The following is a 15981-nucleotide window of genomic DNA, read 5'->3' as shown; positions in this document are numbered from 1 at the left end:
CCCTTAGTAGGTGAATAATTGAGATGACACAATATACTCCGATGATTCAACAGTATCTGGCGATCAAAAAGGATTACCCAGATACGTTTTTGTTTTTTCGCTTGGGTGATTTTTATGAAATGTTTTTTGAAGATGCGATTCTTGCATCACGTGAATTGGAAATTACGTTAACTGGACGTGAAGGCGGAACCGAGGAGCGCATCCCAATGTGTGGCGTTCCTCATCATGCTGCCGAATCATACATCGCTGAACTGCTGCGCAAAGGGCACAAAGTAGCTGTGTGCGAGCAAGTAGAGAACCCCAAGGAGGCCAAAGGGGTTGTACGCCGAGAAGTCACTCGCATTGTCACGCCGGGTACCATGATGGAAGGAACCTGGCTGAGTGACAAAGAGAACAACTACCTTGTGGCGATCGCCGAATGGAACGGAAAAGAAGCGGTCAGTGCTTGTGACATGAGCACAGGAGAAATGTATGTCACTTCGTTTCACACATCTGGTACACATGCATATGAGGAAGCATTGCAATACAGACCACGTGAATTGGTGTTGTGCGGGTCTGTGCAAGAACGGTACAAACCGCAGATAACCGTGACAAATATACCGATGGAGCAGGTAGACCTTAATCTCGTGGAACAGCAGTACGGTACACAAGCTGCCCCATTGGATGATGCCATGCGCTTCGCTGTTAGTTCGCTCTTGCATTATATGGGGGCAACCCAGAAGCGAGGCCTTGCCCATCTGCGAGTGCTCAAACGGTATGAAGCAAGAGAATTTCTGCAAATGGATACGTATTCGAGACGGAATCTGGAGCTTACTGAAACGATTCGTGACAAAAGCAAAAAAGGTTCTTTGCTCTGGCTCCTGGATCGCACGGAGACAGCGATGGGCGGACGGATGCTTCGCCGCTGGATTGAGCGTCCACTTCTGAATCACTCAGAAATTGAAGAACGGCTCCAGGCAGTTGAATTCCTGAAAGATGATTTGCTGCTTCGTTCGGATATCCGAAAGTATCTGGATGAAATCTATGACCTGGAAAGGCTAGCAGGGCGAGTCGCTTACGGGAATGCAAATGCTCGTGACCTCGTTCAGCTCCGATACTCTTTGGAAGCGATCCCGGAGCTGAAGCAGTTGCTTCAATCTTGCGGTTCTCCGATTTTGCAGAAAATTGCAGACGATATGGATAGTTGTGAGGATATTAGCCAGATCCTGAAACAATCGCTTGTTGACGATCCACCAATTTCGGTTCGGGAAGGCGGGATCATTCGGGGTGGCTACAATGATTACCTGGACAAGCTGATTACGGCAAGCAGGGAAGGCAAGAGCTGGATAGCGCAGTTGGAGCAGACAGAACGGGAAAGTACGGGCATCCGCTCACTAAAAGTTGGCTTTAACAAGGTATTTGGCTATTACATTGAGGTATCCCGTGCCAATATCGGATTGGTCCCAACGGAGCGCTTTGAGCGGAAACAAACCCTTGCCAATGCTGAACGTTACATTACACCGGAATTAAAGGAAAAAGAAGCACTAATTCTGGAAGCAGAAGAGAAAATGGTAGAGCTGGAATATCAGCTTTTCACCGAGATTCGCAGTCGAATTGCTGAGCACATTCCTCGTATCCAAACATTGGCTGAGCGTGTGTCTGCCATTGACGTACTTCAATCATTTGCAACCGTAAGTGAGGAGCATGGATTTGTCCGACCGAGCCTTTCCGATCAGGGCGAGTTTATTGTAGAAGCGGGACGTCACGCTGTGGTAGAGGCGGTACTGGAGAATGAAAAATACGTTTCGAACGACGTACATCTTGACCCGCACAACAGACAAATTTTGTTGATTACTGGCCCTAACATGGCCGGAAAAAGTACCTATATGCGCCAGATTGCCTTAATTGCCGTCATGGCACAGATCGGCTGTTTTGTACCAGCCAAGTCTGCGAAGCTTTCCTTGATCGATCAAATATTCACACGCATAGGAGCTGCTGATGATCTGGTGGGAGGACACAGTACCTTTATGGTTGAAATGCTAGAGACCAAACAGGCACTCGTCAAAGCGACTTCGAGAAGTCTCATCTTACTGGATGAAATTGGGCGTGGTACATCCACCTATGACGGAATGGCTTTGGCTCAGGCGGTCATCGAGTACATCCATGATGTAATTGGTGCCAAGACGCTGTTTTCCACCCATTATCATGAGTTGACGCAATTGGAAGAAGCTCTCCCTCGAGTAGTTAATGTGAATGCCCGTTGTGAAGAGCGAAATGGCAAACTGCTTTTCCTGCATAAGATTGAGGCAGGCAGAGCCGATCGAAGCTATGGGATACATGTGGCGGAGCTGGCGGAAATGCCGACTCCTGTTATTGAACGAGCACGCACGATTCTGTCTGGATTGGAAGCATCGAAAAGCCGCCAGGACATCGAGCAACTTTCATTTGAGACATTATTCCGCGAACCGGCTGCGTCTGTCTCACTTGTTGAGGAAACAAGGGTACAAGCTCAATCAGCCGCTCCACAAGAGCATGTAGTCCTTACCGAACTGCGTTCTGTCAACCTGAACGATATGACGCCGCTGCAAGCGCTGATTACCTTGTCTGAGTGGAAACGAAAGCTCGACGAAAAATAGATGGATGAGCGGGAAGGAGGGAGATCGATGGGCAAAATTCAATTGTTGGACGAGCAGTTAAGTAACATGATTGCGGCAGGTGAAGTGGTTGAACGACCTGCTTCTGTCATCAAAGAGTTGGTAGAGAACTCGATCGATGCTGGTTCTACCAAAATTGAAGTCCTGATTGAGGAAGGCGGACTGCAAACCATCCAGGTGATCGATAACGGGCATGGCATGGAGCGAGAAGATTGCCTGATCGCTTTTGAGCGTCATGCCACCAGCAAAATCAGAACGGCTCGTGATTTGTTTCAAATCAGGACACTTGGCTTTCGGGGAGAGGCTCTGCCGAGTATCGCTTCTGTCTCCCGGATGGAACTGTTCAGTAGTTTGTCGAGTGGGGAAATAGGCACCAAGGTCAGTGTGGAAGGGGGGCAAGTAAAAAAGGTGGAGGATGTGGCCCGGGTTCAAGGGACACAAATCGACGTCAAGGATCTCTTTTACAATACACCTGCCCGCTTGAAATATATGAAATCGATTGCGACAGAAGTAGGACACATCTCCGATTATATGAGTCGCCTTGCGATGACGCATCCTACCATTTCTTTTTCGCTCAGTCACAATGGCAAAAATCTCTTGCAAACCTCTGGTGATGGTAAGTTGTTGCATGTCATGGCTGCCATCTATGGTGTCCAGATTGCCAAGCTGTTGATTCCGATTGAAGGGGAGTCGCTCGATTTTCGCTGGAGTGGATTTTTATCCAAGACAGATGTGACAAGGTCTAATCGGTCGTATATTTCGACCTTGATTAATTCCAGATATGTTCGGAGCAATGCTTTGACAGCTTCCATCATGCGTGGTTACCACACGTTGTTGCCGATCGGACGTTACCCGATTGCTGTTTTGGATATTGCGATGGACCCAAGTCTTGTAGATGTAAACGTGCATCCATCGAAGCTGGAAGTGAGATTCAGTAAAGAACAGGAGCTTTGTCAGCAAATCGAGCGATCTGTTCAACAAACACTGCGAGATGGCCTGCGAATTGTCAAGCCGATGGAAGTAGAGAAAAAAGCAAGAGTGATTACACAGCAACCAGTGCAGCCTCAGTTTGATTTAACATCTGCTTCAACTGTGGCTCCTGCTGTATCTTCAACTCAGAATTCTTCAGTGGTTTCACAATCGAGTTCACCTGTGGTTTCACAAACCAGTTCACGTGTGATCTCTCCTGCGATGGCTGTGCGGGAACAAGTATCAAAACCATATGAACAGGAATCGAGTCGGGGATCTTATCAGCAAGAACCATTCGCACCTCAACCTGTGCAAATAGAACAACAGACATACGAAACGGCAGTTTTACAAGTGAAACCTGCCGAACCTGCCGAACCTGCCACACCAGAGTCTCCCATTCCGCCCCTGTATCCAGTCGGACAGGTGCATGGAACCTATATCGTGGCCCAGAATGACGAAGGGATGTATCTGGTAGACCAGCATGCAGCGCAAGAGCGGATATTTTACGAGTTATTCATGCAAAAGCTGCTGGAAGAAACCGCAGTAAGCCAAATGCTTCTGTTTCCGCATACCATCGAGTGTACGGTTGCAGAAGAAGAAAAGCTGAAGAGAAGACTGCCTATCCTCCAATCACTTGGTCTGGATATGGAATGGTTCGGCAACCGCTCCTTCATGGTTCGTTCCCATCCACAATGGTTCCCTGATGGGGCTGAGTTGGAGATCATTGATGAAATCGTCCAGTACGTCATTGGTATATCGGATAAAGAATCGGCAGATATTCGTCCTATCCGTGAAAAGGCAGCGATCATGATGTCGTGTAAAGCCTCGATCAAAGCAAACCGCTTTCTGACAACTAGTGAGATGGAAGCTTTGCTGGAAAGACTTCGTACAACCTCAAGTCCGTTCACCTGCCCGCACGGTCGACCGATTGTCATCCACTTCACCACGTATGATTTGGAGAAGATGTTCAAACGGGTGATGTAGAAAAAAGAACAAGAGATCCTCGAATAAGCAGGATTTCTTGTTCTTTTCATTTGTCAGAGGCTAGCCGTGATTTTTTTTGTAAAAATTGTACCATCCAATATGTAAAGAAAATGATGCCAAATTGTCCAAGGATAACCACGATCAGGTACCAAATAGATGCAGTTTGCAGGATATTCCATTTGTATAGCACACAATCTAACAATACAAGCAAGAAAATGCCTACCCATCGATAGTAACGTTTTAGCATAAAACTTATCGTAAGTAGCAAAGCAGTCATTTCGTTAAATAGTCCTGCAAATGCCATATGATCTCGGGTAGGGTTATTGAACCAGCCGATATGAAATTTAACGATGTGCAAAAGATGTACAAGGAAAAATGTACTTCGACCATTGAGCATCAAATATAACAAAAAGAAATAGATGATAATAATGAAATTTTTTCGTTCTATGTTCTGCGTGTATGCCCATATTTTTTTTCCTATGCAAAAATAGATAAAGATTCCAATGCCTGTGTAAATGGTTTGCCACCAGAAATGTTTATATATGCCCAACGAAAGAAATAGCCATTCGATTCCCATAAATCCAATGGCAAAGATGACAGACCAAACGAGCCGTAAACGGAATACAGCAATTACTAAAGCTACGGAAGGAACAATAAAGAAATCGGAGACAAATGCACCTAATAAGTTGTCAACCCACTCATCAGGATTTATTTGTGGTAAGTACTGATATCCAGGCAATAATATCATTACAATGTATTCAAGAGGTTCAATCATACCTCCCAGCAAAAGATATAGAATAAGAATTCTACTATCTTTTATTCGATAAAGTGTATAGAACGTAAGAATCAAACTAAGTACAACTAAAATCAAATACCAAAAATAATTACTCATCATCTTCACCACCATTCTGTTATGGTAGATTCAGTTTAGTTTTTCCCAATGGGGTACGCACATAGTCAATAAAATCAATACCACAAGCAGGATAGGCCAGCTAATACAAGGATTGAATTAATATCAATTCTTGTATAAGATAAAATGTACTCGTTTACATCTGCCTATCTGTTTACTGTGTCTAAGCAAGGAAAAGAGTGATAGAAGTTGATCATTACGACAGGGCTGGAACCGAATCAGTTGACCTGTGAACATGCCGAGCAATTAGCCAAGCAGTTTGGTCTTCCGCTCATCAAACGCAGGGATGAATCACTAGCCAACCTGAGACGCAAGTATCAAGTGGATGCAATTCTTGTTGTATCGGCCAAGGGAGCCAGGATGGAGCAAGAAGGGAAACTATCTTTCTTTTTTCATCCGAACACGGCTGCGTTTCGTATAAAGCGACTGGAGCGCGGCGATACTGATACTATGCTCTCTGCCTGCCAAATTCAGACAGGCGATACGGTTCTTGATGCGACGGTTGGGCTAGGCTCAGATTCCATTGTCTTTTCACATGCAGTCGGAGCTTCAGGACGAGTGGTAGGACTTGAATCCGAACGAATGATCGCATTGCTTGTAGCAGACGGGTTGTCCAAATGGCAGGGGACACCTTCATTAACAGAAGCAATGCGCAGAGTGGAGATTGTAGCCTGCGATCACATGTCGTATCTGAAGGAACAACCGGATAAAAGCTTCGACGTGGTATACTTTGATCCCATGTTTGAATTAGCAATCGAGGAATCTTCGGGAATTTCCGGCATGAGAGAATTTGCGAACCATACTCCTTTGCAACAGGCAGCGATTGATGAAGCGCTCCGTGTTGCGAGGCGACGTGTAGTGCTAAAAGAAGGAAAAACTGGTAAACTATATGAAAGATATGGTTTTTTGCCATTTCGCAATCGGGAGCATCACGTCGTATATAGTTATAGAGACGTTTAGGAGGGAGTGACTTGGCGGAACAGAAAGAAAAGCTGGTTGTCATTGTGGGGCCTACCGCAGTTGGCAAGACTGCGTTAAGTTTAGAACTGGCGCAAGAGTTTTCCGGTGAAATCATCTCGGGGGACTCCATGCAAGTATACCGGCATATGGATATTGGTACAGCCAAAGCGACACCGGAAGAGCGTGCGCTTGTACCACACCATCTTATTGATATTATTGATCCGAAAGAGGATTATTCAGTAGCTATTTTTCAAGAGATGGCGAAAAATCTGATCACGGACATCAATTCCAAAAATCGCCTTCCATTTATCGTTGGAGGGACCGGACTATACATACAATCAGTGACACACAGCTATCAGTTTTCGGAAGCAGATCATGATCTAGAACTCAGAGACCAATTACAGCGTATGGCAGATACAGAAGGTGTAGAGGTTCTTCATCAACGACTCCGTGACATCGATCCCATCACAGCGGATCGACTTCATCCCAATGATGTGAAGCGGGTGATTCGGGCGATTGAGATTTATCAGTTAACGGGTCGTACCATGGCTGATTTCCAGCATCGTGCAGAGTTTTCGCCTTATGACATTGTGATGATTGGCCTTACGATGGAGCGGGAAAAAATCTATCAACGGATAAACCAGCGTGTTGATCTGATGATAGAAGCGGGACTGGTGGAAGAAGTGCGTTCATTATTGGACGCGGGCTACAATCCATCCCTTACCTCCATGCAAGGACTGGGTTACAAAGAGTTGATTCCATACCTCTATGGTGAAAGTTCGCTGGAACAGGCAGTCAATGAAATCAAAAAGAGAACGCGCCATTTTGCCAAACGGCAGCTCTCGTGGTTTAATCGTATCCCGGAAGTGCAGTGGTTTGATTTAACCAATCCAGGCGAGCACGAAAGGGTAAAGGAAACAATTCGCCAATCATTGGCAGGAAAGTTTCGCCAAATGCCGAATATATAAATTTACAAGTCCTTTTAGGGGGTATTTTCGAATGAAGCAATCCATCAACATCCAAGATACGTTCCTGAACCATCTACGGAAAGAAAACATTGCAGTCACCATCTATTTGGTGAATGGCTTTCAACTAAGAGGCTATATTAAAGCTTTTGATAACTTCACCATTGTTATCGATAGTGAAGGCAAACAACAGCTCGTATACAAACATGCGATCTCTACCTTCACACCTCAACGCCCTGTATCGTTGATGCCACAAGAAAATAATCAATAGTTACATATGTAATTTGCGAGCGAGAAGAGTGGACCTTGATTGACGAGGTTCACTTTTTTACTGTAAGTTTGGATTTTCTCATTCACCAAAAGAGTGGGGAGATTTGCGGTTGGCGACTGGAACGTAAACAGTTTTCAGGGAAAGTAACGCATGGATCAGCTCGACGCCATGGAGGACAATTTTTTCAGTGGCCGTGATAAAGAAAAATATCATCTACTGTGAAGAGAAGTATATAACAAGTATAAAAACTTGTAGCAAGACAAACAGGGTGAGTCCATCAACGAGCGGCTCACCCTACTATTCTTTTTGGGATAAACTTAATTTATTTTACTCCAGCATACGCCTCTTCAAACAATCGCAAGTAATCTTCCGCCGTAATCTCCCGACAATTGCTCGGTGTCGATCCGTTGATGAATGAGGCTTCAGCGAGAGCAGCAAAGTCCTCTAGTTTCACATAATCCAGACTACTGAATTGCGGAATACCGATTTCCTCTGCCATTTCATGCAAAGCGTGCACGAGCATGCGAGTAGCTTCCTTGTCATAGTGTGTTGCTTTGGCTACACCACAAATACGTGCCACATTTGCATGCTTGCCGATATCTGCTTCCGCATTAAATGAAGTAACAACGGGTAAAAAGATCGAATTAGCAATGCCGTGTGGTGTATCATACAATCCACCTAACGCTTCTGCCATACAGTGAACGCTTGCCACATCCGCATGAGAAAAGGCGATGCCAGCCATCACAGAGCCGATCATCATTTCCCGACGAGCGACGAGATTGTCTCCTTCCTTTACAACAATCGGCAAATGGGTCCAGATTCTCTGCATCGCTGACAAAGCCAACGCATCAGAAATGGGATTAGCCAGTTTGCAGGTATATGCTTCAATCGCATGGACGAACGCATCCATTCCGGTAGAAGCAGTTATCGCCTGAGGCAGTTTGACTGTCGTAAGTGGATCAACAATCGCCAGACGGGGAGCTAAACGAATATCCTTTACCGTCATTTTGAAAGAACGCTCCGTATCGGTTATAACAGATGATCTCGTCACTTCAGCGCCCGTTCCGGCTGTAGTTGGAACAGCGATAAGCGGAGTCACATCGTGCAGCACCTTGTTTCGACCCTCATACTGTTTCAGACGGCCTTCATGAGTATGTAAAAGAGCAATTGCCTTTGCGGAATCAATGACAGAACCACCGCCAATGGCAAGGACAATATCGGCCTGGAACGACCGAATCTGCTCTCCGCCAGCCTCACAATCAACGTCTTTGGGATTGGGTGCGACCCGATCAAAAACCTCTACCACATACCCGTTTTGTTCAAGCGAAGTGATGACAGGCTGAGCGATGTCAGCCCGCATGATTCCCGCATCGGTCACAACAAAAACTCGCTTGCCGCTGCATGTCTCTTGAATTAAATTTGCTGTTTGCTCCAGAATCCCGTCGCCAAAAGCAATCCGGGTGGGCAAGGAAAAACCAAATGAATTAAGCATGTCGGGCAACTCCTTTGCTTGCTATTGCTTGAACGGCCTCAATTAATCGATCAACTTCATCCAGTGTGTTGTATAGCGAGATGCCCACTCGAACCAAGCCGTGTTGCTCCTGAAGCCCCAGTGATTCAATTACTTGCATGGCATAAAAATGTCCGCCCCAGACGAATATTCCTTGATCCCCGAGAGTTTCCGCAACCTTGGGTGAAGCAATGCCGTCTACTACAAAAGATATGGTAGGTGCACGCAAGTCGGAATCAAACGGTTGTCCGTAAACAATCACCCCATCAATCGTGCATAACTTGTTGTACAGATGGTGCGCCAGGAACGTTTCGTACGCATGGATCTTGTTCATTCCACTTGTGAGTTGTTCTTGCAGAGTGGAGCCTTTTCCGAACGAGGCAATGTATTCTACAGCCGCAGTGACTCCAGCCAGAGCAGCGAAGTTAAGCGTACCCGTTTCGATTCGGTAAGGTGCTTCTGACAATTGCGGTCGGAGTTTATCAGTAGGCAACTGATTCAGTAATCCGGGTTTGCAATACAAAATACCCACGTGCGGACCATAGAATTTATAAGCGGAACATAGCAGGAAGTCAGGGTCCAGAGCAGCTACATTCATCGGGAAGTGTGGGGCATAGTGAACCGCATCTACGATCAACCAGGCTCCTACCTCACGAGTCCATTTGCGAATGGTTTCAAGATCGTTTACGGTACCGAGCGAATTGGAGGAATATCCAACAGCAACGATTCTGGTACGTGAAGAGAGGGCAGCGTGCAACTGTTGCATCTCGATTGTGCCACCAGAAGTCATTGGTATGGAACGAACAACGGCTCCATGCTCTTCGAGTGACAACCAGGGGCCACGATTGGCTTCATGATCCAAATCGGTAATAATGACTTCATCCCCAGGTTTCAACACACGAGCCAATGCTCGCTTTAACGAAAAGGCAAGAGTAGTCATGTTTGCTCCAAAGGAAATAGATTCCGCAGTTTCAGCTCCAAGCAGAGCAGCCATCGCTTCTCTCGTGCGATCAACAACCATATCTGTTTCTTGGCTCGTAATGAATGGCCCGTGAGCATTAGCGTTACTGGTCTCGTAGTAAGCTGAAATCGCTTGGATGACCTGTCTGGGTACCTGTGTACCACCGGGGCCATCGAAATAAGCGGCCGGATAACCGGAAACTGTTCTTGCTAATGAGGGAAAATCGGCACGACGTTCGACAAAAGCTTGTGAATCAAAAGTGCGTTCCAAAGACATTGCATTTTCACATCCTTAGCGAAGTTTGACTTACGACTTCTTCCATCCAGGGACATACAAATCCTGTTGCAAATGATAACAATCTAATGAAAGTTTAGATTATTTAAAAAATAATTGTCAATTTCGCTTGTGCATATCCCATTTACGACAAGAAAACTCGAGACGAAAAATCCGGAAATCGGTAAGATTAAAGAAAAGACTCGGGGGCGTGATCGTATGAACCGTGATGTGCTTGACTGGGATGCTACGACAGTTGCAGAGAAAATCAGGCAGAAGGAGATTTCATGTGAAGAGGCAACACGGACGTACATCCAGCAGCTTGAGAAGGTCCAGCCAACGTTAAATATTTTAGCTGAAGATCGGTTTGATGCTGCGATGAAAGAAGCGAAAGCGTGCGACCAGAAGCTCACAGGAACGGAATCCGGGCCGTTATTCGGGGTACCTCTCACACTGAAAGAAAGCTTTGATGTGGAAGGGATGAAAACAACGGGAGGTCTCTTTCACCGCAAGGATTTTATAGCAATGGAAGATGCAGTGGTTGTTGCCAAGTTGAAGCGGGCTGGGGCCATCATTTTGGGAAAATCGAATACACCAACACTCTGCTTTTGTCAGGAGACAGATAACAAGCTTTACGGCAGAAGCAACAACCCGTGGGATGTAAAACGCACAACTGGGGGATCGAGTGGCGGAGAAGGAGCGCTGATTGCGATTGGCGGTTCATCGGTTGGAATTGGTTCGGACATTGGGGGTTCTATCCGTTTTCCCGCTCATTTTAACGGGGTTGTCGGATTCAAATCAGGCAGCAATCAAGTTTCGCAAGTGGGACACTTTCCTTATACGGAGCACGAATTGCAAACGAGGATGTTAGGCATCGGTGCCTTGTCCAAGTCGGTCAGGGATGCGGAACAAATCAATCAGTTGATCAGTGATGCTCCTGAAAAGGACGTAGAATTAGCATCATTCAGCGTTTCCATCCCAGCACCACTTCCTGAGTATCCCGTAAGTGATGATACTCGCCATATCCTCACACAGGTTGAACAAAAAATCGCAGCTAATCTCTCTCATACATTCATCACTTCGATTCGAGATGATTATCCGCCGATGTTTGAACAGGTTGCCTTGCTTTGGCAGTACATCATGTCGATCGATGGGGGCAAAAGCATTGCTGAGCTGGCACTGGAAGGGCATTCACCGTGGATTGCTTTTTTGAAAGAGCGACTGTTGGGAACTTCTCGGGTTCACCACTACTTGTCATGGGCACTTATTGGGGCCAGCTTGTATAAACCGTCCCAAAAGAAAATCGAAAAACTATCCGACACGCTTAAACAACTGGATGCGGAAATTGCACAGTATTTCAACCATCATATATTAATTTTGCCGGTTTATCATACACATGCACTTCCGCATGGAGAAGTGTATCAGGAGATTTTCAATATCCGCAAAACGTTCTTGCAGTATTTACCGTATATTGCACTGGCAAATACAATGGGGCTACCTTCCCTGGTCATTCCAGCTGGTGTATCCTCGGAGGGACTTCCGATTTCCGTGCAACTCATCAGTTCGATTGGCAATGAAGGCGCCTTGTTTCGACTGGGCAAAATTTTGGAGCAGGAAGTAAGGGGCTATGTGAGATGTGCGTTACACGACTAGTTGCGATATTTTTGGATGTCAATCCTTGAAATATCAAAATGTATCGCACATAATAAGAACACACGTTCTTGTTATGGAGGATTTTTAAAATGGGAAATCATGATGAATTATTTCGTTCTCTTGTTCCATGCCCTGTCTTGGAAGATAATGAGATAGCAGAGATGCACTTTCGAATCTACGATAGTGTTACTTATGACTATGCTCTCAAGATCAGTTACTGGGAGCCTATTTATGGAAAGTTAGGTGTAATTTCGACAGTAAAAGGAGCCGTAAAGCAACTGGATGCAATAAATAAGAAAATTAAATTAGCTGATAAAGATGAAGATTTTATTTGGATTAAACTAGATAGTATTACCTCAATTAGCAAGTAATTTATAAGAATATCCTCTTCTAGGTAATTGGAGGGGATATTTATTTTTGCCATTGGAAAAACATTGAAAGTATCTAAATGAGTGGTAAGTTTGAATTAGAGAAAGGCTATCTGTTTAATTTGAAACTGTAGCTTGATCTTTAGTCTTGCTCTTGAGTAGGAACAAAACCCACCATACTAATAAAAACAAATAACCTAGGATTGTAAATATAGACCAAATAGCCCCTTGTTGTAATTGACTAATTAAATGTTCAAATTCATTCATTTCTTCTGCCCTTCCAATACTGTTTATTAAACTAATTATTGGAACTGTAACAGTAAAAGCAATGGCTAAAATGGACAAATGCCATATTTTCTTTCGTATAACACTAAATATTGCAGTTCCTAATGTTGTTAATAAAAAAAAGTAATATACTGCCCAACACCAATTAGGAAGAGTTTCCTAAAACATTTTTTTCATCCTCGTCTAATAGGAATTCAAATTTCTCAATGGAAATTCAATTACATATTTTAACCTAAAAGTGATTTAATAAAAACGTATTGGATAAAAGCATCATTTTTTTGAAAACAGCCACGAATTGTGAGGTTATTTATGGATGACATAAACAGCTTTTTTGATGAAATAGATTTCCAGAGGGAAATATTAGGAGAGGATGCTTATGACCCTTTCGTTATAACGTTTTACTTGAACAATAAAGGTGTGTTGTATGGTTTCACTGCATCTGGGGAGACAGGATTTATGCGATATGGTCTAGATATAATAGCTGCTGGTGTTTCCATTCTTATAATAAATACGATAAATAGTATAAGATCTTTAACCAATGAAATTGCTGAGGTCGAATTAGAGAGAAATTTTGCTAAATGCATACTGCCTAATGCGAAAAGAAACAAGAGTTGTAAAGAAGGAGTGCTATTATTAGAATCGTTGAAAATGGGTGTTTATTCCATTCAAGAATCATATGGAACGAAGTTTGTGACTATTGTTGAAATACAAGAAGAGAGAAGAAAGAATTTGTTCCACATTTTTAAATGAAATCCCACCCAAAAAAGCGGTTATTTTAATCGCTTTTTTTATTCAGCTTTTTAGGTATTTAGAGTATATATAGATATGGTTACGGGAGGTGAGTTCCATGAGTAATGAAAAATTGACAAACATAGATATGACAAAACACCCCCACAAAATTCAGGTAACTTTTAACCGTGTTGAGGAAACGAAGATACCAAAAACATTAGCAGAGTTAGTTCGAATTACAGCTAGTCCAAACTTGGTTTTAGCTTTTGATGAGTTGGAACGACTTGTAGGTTTAAGCGAAGCGAAAAAAACAATGTATGAAATTTATGCGTTGTTTCGAATCAATGCTGAGAGGGAGAAACATCAGTTAAAACGTGAAAAGCAAATGTATCATATGGTGTTTAAAGGGAATCCCGGTACGGGTAAAACAACAGTTGCCCGAATCATAAGCAAAATTTTTAAAGAACTTGGGGTTTTATCCAAAGGTCATATGATTGAGTGTGAACGTGCCGACCTAGTGGGGGAATTCATCGGACATACAGCACAAAAAACAAAAGAACTCATCAAACGTGCAATGGGTGGAGTTTTATTTATTGATGAAGCATATTCACTCGCTCGTGGGGGAGAAAAAGATTTTGGAAAAGAAGCCATAGACTGTTTAACCAAATCACTGGAAGATCAAGGGAATGATTTTATTTGTATCCTTGCAGGTTATACCGAGGAAATGGAATCATTTTTAGAGCTTAATCCCGGATTACCATCAAGGTTTCCGATTCGAATAAATTTTGTAGACTATTCAGTGGATGAACTGATGAGTATTTGCGAACAGATAGCCAAAGATAAACAGTATGAACTTTCAAGAGTCGCAATGGATAAAATCAAAAATCACTTAACGAAAATAACAGAAGATCCTTTCAATTTTAATTTTAGCAATGGCAGATACACCAGGAATTTAATTGAGAAAGCCATTCGCGTTCATTCCGTTCGGTTGTTATCCATATCGAATCTGACAAAAGAAGACCTCTTGTTGTTAAAGGCCGAAGATTTTACGATGTAAAGCCTGCGGTCAGACGACATCGCCTTTACATAACCCTGTAGTAAACGCCGCAAACTATGCTACAATAAGAGTTTAAAGAAGCAAAAAGTCCGGGTCTGTCCTCCTTTTCGAATTGGGGTTATAGGGCTGGCAAGGAAAGGATGTTGAGGGAATGGCCGAAGATTTGATTAAAACCCATGAAACCGCCATACTTGTAGGCTGTATCCTGGATAATCGTGATGAGGAACGGGTACGTTTATCCATGGAAGAGTTGCATGAACTGGCACGAACCGCCAATGTAGAAGTGCTGGAAGTAATCACGCAAAATCGTGATCGAATTGATAATGCTTGGTATTTAGGCAGCGGCAAAATTCAAGAGATTGCTGCACGATCCAAAGATTTGGATGTAAATGTCGTCATCTTTAACGATGAGTTGTCTCCAAGCCAGAATCGGAACCTGGAGACGTTGTTCGAGTGCAAGGTAATCGATCGTACACAGTTGATTCTCGATATTTTCGCTGGACGTGCGCACTCCAGTGAAGGAAAAATTCAAGTGGAATTAGCTCAATACAACTACTTGCTCCCGCGTTTGGCAGGTCAAGGGAAACAAATGTCACGCCTTGGTGCCGGTATCGGTACGAGAGGTCCTGGTGAATCAAAACTCGAAACAGATCGCCGTCATATTCGAAAACGGATCAGTGAGTTGAAAGCGCAACTGGAAGATGTTGCTCGTACACGTAACCTCCATCGAGAGCGGCGCAAAAAGAATCAAGCATTCGAAATCGCTCTTGTCGGATATACGAACGCAGGCAAATCAACACTTTTGAACAGCTTGACGAATGCAGGCACTCTTCAAGAGGATAAACTGTTTGCCACGCTTGACCCAACCACACGTCAGCTCATTTTGCCAAGTGGAACAGATGTCCTGTTAACTGATACAGTTGGTTTTATTCAGGATTTGCCGACTGCCTTGGTAGCTGCTTTCCGCTCTACGCTGGAAGGGGTAAAAGAAGCTGACCTGATTCTCCATGTTGTTGATATTCACCATCCGGATTATGAGATTCATATGGAAGTCGTGGATAAAGTGCTTCATGATTTGAAAGCGCAAGAGATTCCGCAACTGATCGTCTATAACAAAATTGATTTGCTAATGTCAGGCGGTTACCTGCCGAATAATGAGCACAGCATAGCGATTTCGGCATTAAATCAGGATGACCTGAAGCGTCTTTTGGAACGGATTGAGAAGATTGCTCTACAGGCGTTCCGTCCGATGGTATTGACCGTCCCGGTTGAGCGTGGAGACATTCTCTCCTTGCTGCACCGGGAAGGGGTAGAGATGGAGCAGGAATTTAATGAAGAATCTTCTGCCTATCATATCAAAGTGCGGGTGAATCAGGATAACCCGATATACGGCAAGATATATCCGTTTCTTGATGAAAAGCCAGTGATTGTAGAAGAGACCTGGTAAAAATAT

At 44.1% G+C, this 15981-nt stretch carries 13 protein-coding genes and 1 pseudogene; 10 read left to right on the top strand and 4 right to left on the bottom strand.

All coding sequences use genetic code 11. From position 1 onward, the window contains the following. Positions 1-23: 23 nt before the first annotated feature. Both mutS and mutL read left to right on the top strand, forming a co-directional pair. Positions 24-2615: a DNA mismatch repair protein MutS gene (mutS, locus tag ACPW7N_RS00840; RefSeq protein WP_425649091.1), complete on the top strand. Its 2592-nt coding sequence runs from the start codon at positions 24-26 to the stop codon at positions 2613-2615. A 27-nt stretch (positions 2616-2642) separates the two neighbouring features. Continuing rightward, on the top strand, positions 2643-4586 hold the full coding sequence (gene mutL, locus ACPW7N_RS00835) for a DNA mismatch repair endonuclease MutL (protein WP_425649090.1): 1944 nt from the start codon (positions 2643-2645) through the stop codon (positions 4584-4586). Between the two features lie 46 nt (positions 4587-4632). Here the strand turns inward: mutL and ACPW7N_RS00830 are convergent, their stop codons facing one another. Then, the gene (locus ACPW7N_RS00830; RefSeq protein ID WP_425649089.1) at positions 4633-5361 is read right to left on the bottom strand and encodes a hypothetical protein; all 729 of its coding nucleotides are present in this window, start codon (positions 5359-5361) and stop codon (positions 4633-4635) included. Positions 5362-5685: 324 nt separating this feature from the next. Between ACPW7N_RS00830 and ACPW7N_RS00825 the strand changes: the two genes are divergently transcribed. The 3 genes from ACPW7N_RS00825 to hfq are packed head-to-tail and all read left to right on the top strand — an operon-like array spanning position 5686 to position 7692. Next, on the top strand, positions 5686-6456 hold the full coding sequence (locus ACPW7N_RS00825) for a class I SAM-dependent methyltransferase (protein WP_425649088.1): 771 nt from the start codon (positions 5686-5688) through the stop codon (positions 6454-6456). A gap of 11 nt (positions 6457-6467) precedes the next feature. Then, positions 6468-7424 carry a tRNA (adenosine(37)-N6)-dimethylallyltransferase MiaA gene (miaA, locus tag ACPW7N_RS00820; RefSeq protein WP_425649087.1) on the top strand — a complete coding sequence of 319 codons (957 nt, stop codon included), beginning with the start codon at positions 6468-6470 and terminating at the stop codon, positions 7422-7424. A 31-nt stretch (positions 7425-7455) separates the two neighbouring features. Then, positions 7456-7692, top strand: a complete 237-nt coding sequence (gene hfq, locus ACPW7N_RS00815; RefSeq protein WP_425649086.1) for an RNA chaperone Hfq — start codon at positions 7456-7458, stop codon at positions 7690-7692. Between the two features lie 322 nt (positions 7693-8014). On the opposite strand, the gene ACPW7N_RS00810 is transcribed toward hfq, so the two are convergent. Both ACPW7N_RS00810 and ACPW7N_RS00805 read right to left on the bottom strand, forming a co-directional pair. Further along, positions 8015-9184: an iron-containing alcohol dehydrogenase gene (locus ACPW7N_RS00810; RefSeq protein WP_425649085.1), complete on the bottom strand. Its 1170-nt coding sequence runs from the start codon at positions 9182-9184 to the stop codon at positions 8015-8017. Continuing rightward, positions 9177-10439, bottom strand: a complete 1263-nt coding sequence (locus ACPW7N_RS00805) for a cysteine desulfurase-like protein (RefSeq protein ID WP_425649084.1) — start codon at positions 10437-10439, stop codon at positions 9177-9179. The genes ACPW7N_RS00810 and ACPW7N_RS00805 overlap by 8 nt, the downstream gene beginning before the upstream one ends. Before the next feature lie 216 nt (positions 10440-10655). On the opposite strand from ACPW7N_RS00805, the gene ACPW7N_RS00800 reads away from it, so the two are divergent. Together ACPW7N_RS00800 and ACPW7N_RS00795 are read left to right on the top strand one after the other, a co-directional pair. Further along, positions 10656-12089, top strand: a complete 1434-nt coding sequence (locus ACPW7N_RS00800; RefSeq protein ID WP_425649083.1) for an amidase — start codon at positions 10656-10658, stop codon at positions 12087-12089. Positions 12090-12178: 89 nt separating this feature from the next. After that, positions 12179-12460 carry a YolD-like family protein gene (locus ACPW7N_RS00795; protein WP_425649082.1) on the top strand — a complete coding sequence of 94 codons (282 nt, stop codon included), beginning with the start codon at positions 12179-12181 and terminating at the stop codon, positions 12458-12460. 114 nt (positions 12461-12574) lie between these two features. Here the strand turns inward: ACPW7N_RS00795 and ACPW7N_RS00790 are convergent. Further along, a pseudogene (locus ACPW7N_RS00790) lies at positions 12575-12901 on the bottom strand (hypothetical protein); the annotation flags it as partial. A 150-nt stretch (positions 12902-13051) separates the two neighbouring features. Between ACPW7N_RS00790 and ACPW7N_RS00785 the strand changes: the two are divergent. The 3 genes from ACPW7N_RS00785 (at position 13052) to hflX (ending at position 15975) form a co-directional block, all read left to right on the top strand. After that, positions 13052-13492 (top strand): ribosomal-processing cysteine protease Prp, encoded by a 441-nt coding sequence (locus tag ACPW7N_RS00785; RefSeq protein ID WP_425649081.1) that lies wholly within the window; start codon positions 13052-13054, stop codon positions 13490-13492. A gap of 97 nt (positions 13493-13589) precedes the next feature. Next, positions 13590-14528, top strand: coding sequence for an AAA family ATPase (locus tag ACPW7N_RS00780; protein WP_425649080.1), 939 nt, complete (start codon positions 13590-13592; stop codon positions 14526-14528). Between the two features lie 151 nt (positions 14529-14679). Further along, the gene (gene hflX, locus ACPW7N_RS00775; protein WP_425649079.1) at positions 14680-15975 is read left to right on the top strand and encodes a GTPase HflX; all 1296 of its coding nucleotides are present in this window, start codon (positions 14680-14682) and stop codon (positions 15973-15975) included. The last annotated feature ends 6 nt before the right edge of the window (positions 15976-15981 follow it).

The sequence above is a fragment of the Brevibacillus nigriterrae genome (assembly GCF_049846925.1).
Lineage (GTDB): Bacteria > Bacillota > Bacilli > Brevibacillales > Brevibacillaceae > Brevibacillus_H.
Note: the sequence above shows the minus strand (reverse complement) of the source record. Positions and strands in the feature narration are given on the sequence as shown.

Coding starts and splice junctions, on each gene's coding strand:
- mutS (WP_425649091.1), top strand. CDS start 24: ATGACACAATATACTCCGATGATTCAACAGTATCTGGCGATCAAAAAG.
- mutL (WP_425649090.1), top strand. CDS start 2,643: ATGGGCAAAATTCAATTGTTGGACGAGCAGTTAAGTAACATGATTGCG.
- ACPW7N_RS00830 (WP_425649089.1), bottom strand. CDS start 5,361: ATGATTGAACCTCTTGAATACATTGTAATGATATTATTGCCTGGATAT.
- hfq (WP_425649086.1), top strand. CDS start 7,456: ATGAAGCAATCCATCAACATCCAAGATACGTTCCTGAACCATCTACGG.
- ACPW7N_RS00810 (WP_425649085.1), bottom strand. CDS start 9,184: ATGCTTAATTCATTTGGTTTTTCCTTGCCCACCCGGATTGCTTTTGGC.
- ACPW7N_RS00805 (WP_425649084.1), bottom strand. CDS start 10,439: ATGTCTTTGGAACGCACTTTTGATTCACAAGCTTTTGTCGAACGTCGT.
- ACPW7N_RS00800 (WP_425649083.1), top strand. CDS start 10,656: ATGAACCGTGATGTGCTTGACTGGGATGCTACGACAGTTGCAGAGAAA.
- ACPW7N_RS00795 (WP_425649082.1), top strand. CDS start 12,179: ATGGGAAATCATGATGAATTATTTCGTTCTCTTGTTCCATGCCCTGTC.
- ACPW7N_RS00785 (WP_425649081.1), top strand. CDS start 13,052: ATGGATGACATAAACAGCTTTTTTGATGAAATAGATTTCCAGAGGGAA.
- ACPW7N_RS00780 (WP_425649080.1), top strand. CDS start 13,590: ATGAGTAATGAAAAATTGACAAACATAGATATGACAAAACACCCCCAC.
- hflX (WP_425649079.1), top strand. CDS start 14,680: ATGGCCGAAGATTTGATTAAAACCCATGAAACCGCCATACTTGTAGGC.